3 protein-coding genes are annotated in these 9,188 nt (G+C 52.8%); all 3 read right to left on the bottom strand.

Going from position 1 to position 9,188, the window contains the following annotated elements:
• Nucleotides 1-459 (bottom strand): VENN motif pre-toxin domain-containing protein (locus BHC51_RS13280; RefSeq protein WP_373885680.1); only part of this gene is annotated, 459 nt, incomplete at its 3' end.
• A 166-nt stretch (nucleotides 460-625) separates the two neighbouring features.
• A complete protein-coding gene (locus BHC51_RS05150; RefSeq protein WP_100153496.1) occupies nucleotides 626-1,111 on the bottom strand; it encodes a hypothetical protein in 486 nt (161 codons plus the stop codon).
• A gap of 1 nt (nucleotide 1,112) precedes the next feature.
• A partial coding sequence (locus tag BHC51_RS05145) for a hemagglutinin repeat-containing protein (protein WP_100153495.1) occupies nucleotides 1,113-9,188 on the bottom strand: 8,076 nt, incomplete at its 5' end.

The raw sequence follows: 9,188 nt of genomic DNA, 5'->3' as shown, positions 1-9,188 counted from the left end.
TATTTGATGCGCTATTTTCATAGCCTCTCTGTGTTTTGCATCCTTGGACAACATTGCGGCTGATGCTGGTGATATTAGCTGGATTAAGTCAAATTGGTTATTTTCCACCGCATTCTGCCCAACCACTCCCGCTATCTGCGCATCAATCAGTGAACCACCGGTTAGCCCGCCTGATACGGTGGCTACTGCTGATGATAGGTCTCTGATGCTGGCTTTGACATTTTCCGGTAAGCGGTTCGGGTCTATCTCGCCGGTTCTCGGGTCTATCGCTTCGGGGTACTGATCTTTGGGCAGTTGTTTGATCAGGTATTGCGCTGCCAGTTCGGCGGCACTCGCGCCTACGGCTCCGGCTGCGGCATTGCCGCCGTTGACGCTGGCACTGATGGCGCCTACCAGGGCATGCGCTACCAGCTGCGCTGCCTGATTCTGGTTCTCTTCATGGCCGAATTGTTGGCCGATCAGCTCTGCCGCATACGGTGCGAGGGCGTTTAGTACCTGTTGTTTTTGTCTTCGCTGAGTGGGTTATAATCCTGCCATTTAGTGTGTTGTATAGGTTGATTTAGCCTAAATCTTTTTTAATATTACTTGCTAAGAGGATGATCTCCACGGTTAAGTGGAGATCCAATTAACAAGCGTAAGGAACCAGCTGGGAGCCTTCTAATCCGTTATACATGTCAATAGCTTCTTGGCCTTCTGCTATAAATTCAACATCAATAGGATCTGGCGGATTATTGGGATCGTTATAATCTCCTTCTAAAAAAGTCTTATATTGCTCTAGAACATATAAAAGCTGCTCTCTAGTCATGATAACTTGCTGTTCTTCGACATACTCAGTGCCGATAAACACATAATCACCCTTTATTAATACCCAATGCGCATTACCAATACCAAACATGCCATCGGGTGCTCGGCTATGTTCTAAATCGGTGAGATTGTTAATCCAAATATTGACTGAGTTTATTGAATATTGAAGATCACATGCTAACCAATCTGCAATTTCTCTTGCTCCAAAACCAAATATTTTTTCACTATTAGCATATTTTGTAAGTTTACCTCCCGTGGGAATAAAATATGAATCGCTCCACCAGAATATAATTTGATCATTTAACATTTTATTTTTTTCCTTTATAAATTGGCCAAGCAGTCGCACCTGTACCATTAGGCTTTTTATAGTAACCTTGTATTTTTAGACCGCTAGTAGAAACTCCTTCCCATCTCTCTGTATTTGAAATTCTTTTTGAATTCTCAAAAGCACTTTTAATTTCCATCTCAGTTTGACGTTTAGACCAATGTTCTGGGAAAAAAGTTGTTTCCCCCTGCTTTTTATACCATTTCCCTGTTGCTGGATCTCTTACTGATATATAACCTTTTGAGACACCATTTGAATCAGTAGCACCAGTCCATTTATCTACTTTAATATTTGGATCTCTTAAGTAATGTCCTCCAGTGCCTACTTTTGTTCCATCTTTATAAGTTTTAATCTCACCATTTAAAATGTGTTCGGTATTTATTGTAACCTTACTTGCTTGACCTGCTTGTTGCTGCACTAATTCGGCAGGTGTTGGTGATGGTTTGAAGCCTTCAAGATATTCTCCTGCATTGGTCGCTCCTTTTCCAGTCTTAGCCGAATCTTTACTAGCCTCTTTACCTATCTGACCAATCTCTTCCGCGTACTTCCCGCCAATCTTACTTGTCGATTTTATCGCTGAGGCCGGTAAATTATTTACCGTTACAGCTCCAGTGGCCAGTCCGGCTAGTATATCTGCCGATTCTACTGTGACAACTGTACATCCTGCCGGATTTACTCTACATGCTGAGTATATCGCTCCTATTGCTTCTGGAGCTACTAATCCTACTCCTGCTATTGCATAACCACCTCCTACCTGAACTATTGTGATTGCTGAGCTCGCCATCCTTATTTGATGCGCTAGTTTCATAGCCTCTCTGTGTTTTGCATCCTTGGACAACATCGCTGCTGATGCTGGTGATATTAGCTGGATTAAGTCAAATTGGTTATTCTCCACCGCATTCTGCCCGACCACTCCCGCTATCTGCGCATCAATCAGTGAACCACCGGTTAGCCCGCCTGATACGGTGGCTACTGCTGATGATAGGTCTCTGATGCTGGCTTTGACATTTTCCGGTAAGCGGTTCGGGTCTATCTCGCCGGTTCTCGGGTCTATGGCTTCAGGGTACTGATCTTTGGGTAGTTGTTTGATCAGGTATTGAGCTGCCAGTTCGGCGGCACTCGCCCCTACGGCTCCGGCTGCGGCATTACCGCCGTTGACGCTCGCACTGATGGCGCCTACCAGGGCATGGGCTACCAGCTGCGCTGCCTGATTCTGGTTCTCTCCATGGCCGAATTGTTTGCCGATCAGCTCTGCCGCATACGGTGCGAGGGCGTTGGTGGCTGCTTGCAGGCTGCTTTGGCCGCCAAGGATGCCGGTGACGGCACTGGTGACGGCATTCAGGGCACGGCTCTTACCGCCGCCGATACCCCATGACTGGGCTTGTTCGTCTGCTGCGCGGTAGTCTTTGCTGGTTTCTCTGAGAACGAGTTGTTTTTTATCTTCGCTGAGCTGGCTGTAATCCTGCCACAGCTCGGGGTTGTTGGTTTGTAGTTCCTGCTCGGCTTTTTCTCGTGCCTGCTTGCGCTCCTGATCGGCTTTTCTGGCCATATCGGCACTGAGGGTGCGTACGCTGTTGGCTATGGTGGCGCTGGCATCGGCTACTGCCTGTTGTTTGTCCATGATCTGTTGCAGATCTGGCAGTTGGTTGACTTTGTTGTGGGCGCTGTCGATGTCGCTGTGGATGCCTATTTCTTCGACGCTGGTGGCTTTGCCGTTGATGGTGATTTGTCCCGGGCTGATGGTGGCATGGGTGGTGCTGTGGTCGCTGCCGCTTTCGTGTTGTGGCAAGGTGGGGTTATAGCTGGGGTTGCCGGGAATGGTGCTGTCTTTGCCGCTGAAGCCGCCGTTGATGGAGGTGTTGCTGGCTTTGAAGCTGGAGTGGTTTTCGATATCTTTGAAGGTGAGGCTGTTGGTGGTGAGCTGGTTGTGCTCTCTGGCAGCGCTGGAACCGATGGCGCCGCCTTGCAGGTCGATGCTATCGGCTTTGATGTGGTAGCCGTCTTTGCCGGCAAAGAGGCCGGACTGTTGGTTGACGGCGTTGAGGTGGCCGGAGGCGTTGCTGCTGTTAACGCCGCCGGATACTTCCCATACGCTGCCAAAGCCGCCTTGCAGGCGGATGTTGGCTCCGCTCTGGCTGATTTTCTGGTCTATTTTGTCTTGTGGGCTGATGATGCTCAGTTTGCCACCGATGTTGGCGTCGATGCGGTTGGCGCTGGCCTGGGCTCCGATCAGGGTGGTGTTGCCTTTGCTGTTGAGGCTCAGTTTGTCTGACTGGAGGATGGTCTGGCTGTGGGTGGTGGCATCGAGATGGTTTTTACCACGGCTGGCGCCAGCTTCGCCATAGATGTAAACGCCGGTCTGGGCGCCGATGGCGGCGCCAACGCCTACGCTCAGGCCGGCACTGCTGGTTTTACCATCGGCTTTCTGGCGATTCTGGCCAGCTTCAAGCAGGATGTCACGTGCTGAGTTGAGGTTGATGCTGTCTTTGGCGTTGACCTGGGTGTTTTGCAGATGGATGTCACCTTCGCGGCTGATGAGGTTGATGTTGCCGCCAGCAGTGAGCTGGTTGACCTGTGACTGGCTGTAGCTGCTGTCCTGTCTGCTTTTGTTGGTTTTGAAGCCGATGCCGCTTTCGATTTTGATGAGGCTGGCATCCTGGATGTTTTTGACGCTGCTGTAGGCGGTGTAGCCCTGACCTAGGGCGGCCATGGTTTGCAGGGCTTTGGTGCGGTCATCTGCTTTGCTCTGGCGCAGGGTGTCGGCAGCATTGGCCAGGTCTATCAGGGGGGAGCTGACTTTGGTGAAGTTGCCGATTTTGAGGTCTTTGCTGCTTTGGTGGGCGCTGCCGTGGTTGGCATCATCGAGGATGGTGATGTCTTTGGCGATGATGTTGAGGTTGTTGGCGGCGATGATGTCGGCTACTTGCTGGGTGTAGTGTTCGCCGGCAATGATGTTGACGCTGCCGTTGAGGCTGCCTACCTGGCTGCGTATTTGTTCGACGTTGTTGCTGCTGTACTGGTCTTTGCTGCTCATGTAGCCGGTAAATTTTTCGGTATCAGACAGTTGTGCTGAGCCCCAGCCTTTGCTGCTGTGGCTTTCGCTCTGGCTGATGCTGTTCTGGCTGGAGCGGATGTTGACGTTGCGGGCAGCGTTGATGGTGTTGTTGCCGCCGGCAACTACGCTGCTGCCGATGATGTTGATGTCGCCGCTGGTGGTCTGGAGGACGGAGGTGCCTCCGGCTGAGAGCTGGGTGCCAAGGGCGCTGTCGATGTGACCTTGTCCTTTGCCTTTGTCGTGTGCTGCGCCGATTGGGGACGACCATTTGCGGGTGTCAAGGTTGAAGCCGCTGCTTTTGCTGCTGGCCTGTTCGTTGTGGCTGTCGCGGGCAAAGTTTAGGTTGATGTGGTCTCTGGCATGTAGCAGGGCGTTGCCTTCGGTGGTGAGGCGGGCACCTTCGCTGTTGATGCTGCCGTCGGTGGCTATGATGTTGAGGTTGCCGCCTGCGCTGGCCTGTGTGGTTACGGCCTGGCTGTTGTATGTGTCATGGGTTTGATGGCTACGCTGGTGATTCAGGGTGGCAACGATGGGGGTGTTGGCTGCCTGAACGGCACTGGACGCGGCTTCGCCTGCCTGCATGTTTTTGCCTACGATGCTGTTGCTGAAGTCGCCACTGCGCATGCCGTCTTTGAAGGTGCTGGCCGCTGCTATGGTCGGTGAGTAGGTGAAGCCGACGCTGAAGCCGCTTTGTTTGGTTTTGAGGTCGATATGCTGGTCGCTGGTAATGTGATCGGCCAGCAGGTTGATGTTTTTACCTTGCAGGGTGAGGTCTTTGCCGGCGCCGAGGATGGCGGCGCTGGCATTGAGGTCGCCATCAGCCTGGATGATGGTATTGCCTTTGAGGCTACCTATCTGGCTGAGGGTCAGGGTGTGGTTTTGTTCCTGCTGATCCAGCTGGGTTTTGGATTTGCTATAGCCGGCGCTGGCCACGCCTTTGGACAGGCTGGCGGTGAAACCGGATTTTTTTTCTTCGTGGTATTCGTGGTCCTGGTAGTTGTTGTGGGCAGCCTGGATGTTGATGTTACCGCCGGCACTGAGTATGGTTTGGTCGTGGGAGATGATGTTGCTGCCACGTACCAGTATGTCCTGATCGCTGCCGATGTTGACTTGTTTGCCGCTGATGCTGCTGCCTACGGCTTCGTTATGATGTCCCTGATATTTGTCGATGTTGGTTTTGCTGGAGGTAAGTCCTTTGGATTTGTTGTAAAACGCTTCATCTAAATCGGCTGTCTGTCTGCCTTCGGTAATGTTTACGCTTTGTTTGCCGTAAAGGTTGACGCTGCCATTGAGGCTGTCGATTTCACCCTGACGAATGTTGATTTGTTTGCCGGCAGCGATGCTGATATCTCCCTGTGCGAGAATCTGGCTGCCGATTTCGGCGCTGTGATGCAGGGACATGTGGTTGCGGTCGCTGAGTTTGCCCTCGGTTTCGTGGTCGGCTATCTGTACGGTGCTCAGGTTGACGCTACCTTCGCTGGATCGCAGCTGGGTTTGGCCGTTAGCGGCGGTGTTGACGATCTGGGCGCCATTGATGTTGATGCCTGCTTTGCCATCTACTGCCAGGATGCTGTCTTTGTTGCCGGTGACATACAGGCCGGCAATGCGGTCGATAACGGTGGCACCGTTGTGTTGGTCGCCGTGGGTGGCGGTGGTGGTGGTGATGTTGATTTGGTTGGCTTGCAGGCTGAGCAGGTCTCTGGCCTGTGCTGCACCGCCGTTAAAGTCGATGTTGTTGCTGGCATTGAGGGCAACTTTGCCGCCGCTGATCAGGCCGCTGTTGCTGATGTTCTGTGCCCCTAAATCAACGATTCTGCGCCCTGCGATGTTGCCTTGGTTGTTGATGTCCTGGTTGGTGTGCAGGCTGATGCTGTTGGCACTGATCAGTGCGCCAGCTGTGTTGATATCGCCATCGCGTACCATGAGATACACTTGTGGTACGAGTACGGTTTGCTGGCTGCCATCGGCCAGGGTGACGGTTTGGCTGACGAGCCAGACGATGTCACTGGTGAGGCGGGCGATTTGTTCGGCGCTCAGGGCGATGCCGGGCACTAAGCTCATTTCGTGAGCAGCGGTGATGCCGGCACTCATCAGGGCTTTGTATTGTTCTTCGTCATTCTGGTAGCCCTCCAGATGGCGGAAACCGGTCAGGCGGGCAATTTGTTCGTTGATCAGGCGTTGTTCGTAATAGCCATCACCCAGCCGTTTCTGCATTTTGTTCGGGTCCTGACCGAGGGCGCTGAGCATGTAGTCGCTGCCCAGCCATTTTTTATGGTTGGTAAAGGCGGGGTCGGTTTCTACCAGATAGCCGTTGTTATTGGGGTTGATGTGGTACAGGCTGCTGTTGGGCAGTCTGATGCTGGTATCGGTTAAAGTTTTGATTTGTTGCTGCTGTTGGGCAATATTGTTGTTGCTGACACTGGTTTGGTTGTTACTCTTTATGTTGCCAGCTTCGTGACCGGTTGGATTGGCTGTGCTGGCTTTGCCCTGGTTGCCACCAATGGCTGTGTGCTGCTGGACGATGCTGACTGGCTGATCCAGATCGATGGTGGTTGTGGTGGTATCGCTGTATTTGCTACCTTTTCCTTTGCGGGCATGATAGTGTCCTGTGTGTGCATGCCCCCCTTTTTCATACTGGATATAACCTACTTTGCCTTTATCCTCGACGCGCTGCTGACCTTTGGTTTCGATATTGTCCAGTTGCAGGTTGTCTGTGCCGATAAGGTTGCCACCAACCAGTATCTGGCTGTTGTTGTTTTCCCAGTGGCTGCCGGCGATATTCAGGTTACCACCGATAATGATCTGGCCGGGATCGCTTTCTTTGACACGTTGTTTGTAGGTTTTACGGATAAAGTCCCACCATTTAACCTGTCTCATTTTTTTGTTGTAAACAACTGCTGTGCTGCCGTCGTTGAAGGTAAATTTGGCTCGACTATCGTTAAAATTAAAATGGCCATCTACTCCTTCAGTCCATTTTTCGGTGCGACCAGGGTATTTGTATTGCTGTATTCTTTCTTTATTGGCCAGGTATTCTTCTAATGCAAAGTGGTTATTCAGGTTGTGTAGTTCTTTGACGGCGATATTGCCGTTACCCTGTGCTTCAATACGCGCGCTGCCGTTAATCAGGCTGTCGGCCATGCCGGTGGCCTGATGGTTTTTGTCGAGGGCTCCGCCAATGGCGATATCACCTTCGCTCGACAGAAGGGCATGTTCTTTGTTGATGATGTTGGCAGCACCGATGTCCAGCCGCTCACGCGCAGCAATAACCGCGGCTTTGCTGTCGCTGCCGATGGTTTCTTCCTGATTGATTAGGTTATGGGTACCGATGGCAACATGGTTGCCATAGATGCGCCCGCTGCCGATGTTGGTGATGCTGTTGCCTGACTGTATCAGGGTGGTGCCGTTGCTGTTAATCAGGCCACGGTTGGTGAGGCTGTTGTTGGCCTGTAATTCGGTATGCTTGTTGCTCTGGATGATGCCGCTAGCCTGATTGTCGATGTTGGCGGCGTTGACGACAACGCTGTCTCCTCCGCTGAGGGTGTGGTTGTTGCTGATGTTGCCCTGACTGCTCAGGTGCAGGCGGTTGCCAGCGTTGATGTCGGCATCAACGTTGAAGTCGTCATGCACTTGGATGGTGGCGTTACGACCGGCACCGATGCTGCCGGGGTTGTTGAGCTGTTTGCTTTGGATGCTCAGGTCGTTGCCGGCCAGTATTTTGCCATCTGCGCTGTTGTCGATGCTCAGGCTTCGCTGGTTCTGGTCGTGAATGCTGAGGTCTTTGGCGCTGCTGATTTGCCCTTGCCGGTTGTCCAGCTGCTGGTTGATTTGGGCATTCAGTTGCTGGTTGGTACGAATGGCGCCGCTGTGGTTGTTAAGGCTGTTGGTTTGTAATTCGATGCTGTCGGCATCGATGCTGCCTTGTTGGTTGTTGAGGCTGCTGTTGTGGATGCGCGCTTGTTTGCCAGCGATGATTTTACCCTGCGCGCTGTTGTCCAGTGTGCTGCTGTTAAGCTGTAGGTCACCTGCGCTGCTGATTTGCCCTTGCTGGTTGTTGATGTGCTGGCTGATCTGGGCGTTCAGTTGCTGGTTGCTGCGGATGGCACCCTGTTGGTTGTCTAGGTTGTCGCTCTCGAGGGTCAGGCTGTCTGTGTCTATGCTGCCTTCTTGGTTGTTGAGTGCGTGGGTGTGCAGCTCGGTATGGCTGCCGGCACTGATTTTACCTTGGCTGTTGTTGATCTCTCCGGCGGTGATGCGGAGGTCGCTGTTGCTGCCGATTTGGCCGTTTTGATTTTGTAGTTGGTCGCGGATGCTCAGCTGCTGGGTGCCGGCACTACGGATGGCACCTTGCTGGTTGTTCAGGTTGTCGGCATTCAGTTGTATGCTGGTGCTGTCGATGGCACCGTTGCTGTTGTTGAGGCTGGTTGTGTGTAGTTCGGTATGGCCACCGCTCCACAGTTGTCCTTTGTTGCTGTTGTTGAGCTGTTGGCTGTGGATTTGTAGTTGTTGCTGTGCGGCAATGGTGCCCTGGTCGCTGTTGTCCACTGCGGTGCTGTCGATGACGATGCGCTCGGCCGACTGGATGCGCCCGTGGCGGTTGTCCAGTTCTTTGCCTGTGATCTGTAGCTGGCCGCTGCTGCTGATTGCGCCGCTGTGGTTGTCTACTCGGGTGGTGTTGATGTTGGCTTGTTTGCTGTGCAGTTTGCCTTGGCTGTTGTTGAGTAGTGCACCGTTAACTTGCAGTTTGTTGAGGTTAAGGGTGCCCTGGTTATTCAGGCCGTTATGAGCTGTCAGGTCGATGCCGCCATTGGCGATGATCTGGCCGTTCTGGTTGTTGATTTCGTGGTGGCTGATGATCTGGCCGTTGCGGTAGGTTTTGTGGCTGGGGGTTGCCGCTGTTGCGGTCTGACCGGCACCTTCGGCGCTGCTCGGCGCTTTGCTCTGGCTGTCTGGTTCGGCTGGCTGCGCCGGATTGTCTGGTTGTGCCGGCTTATCGGGCTGCACCGG

It is taken from the genome of Snodgrassella alvi (assembly GCF_002777745.1).
Taxonomy (GTDB): Bacteria; Pseudomonadota; Gammaproteobacteria; order Burkholderiales; family Neisseriaceae; genus Snodgrassella; species Snodgrassella alvi_D.
This window is presented reverse-complemented; position numbering and strand designations above follow the sequence as displayed.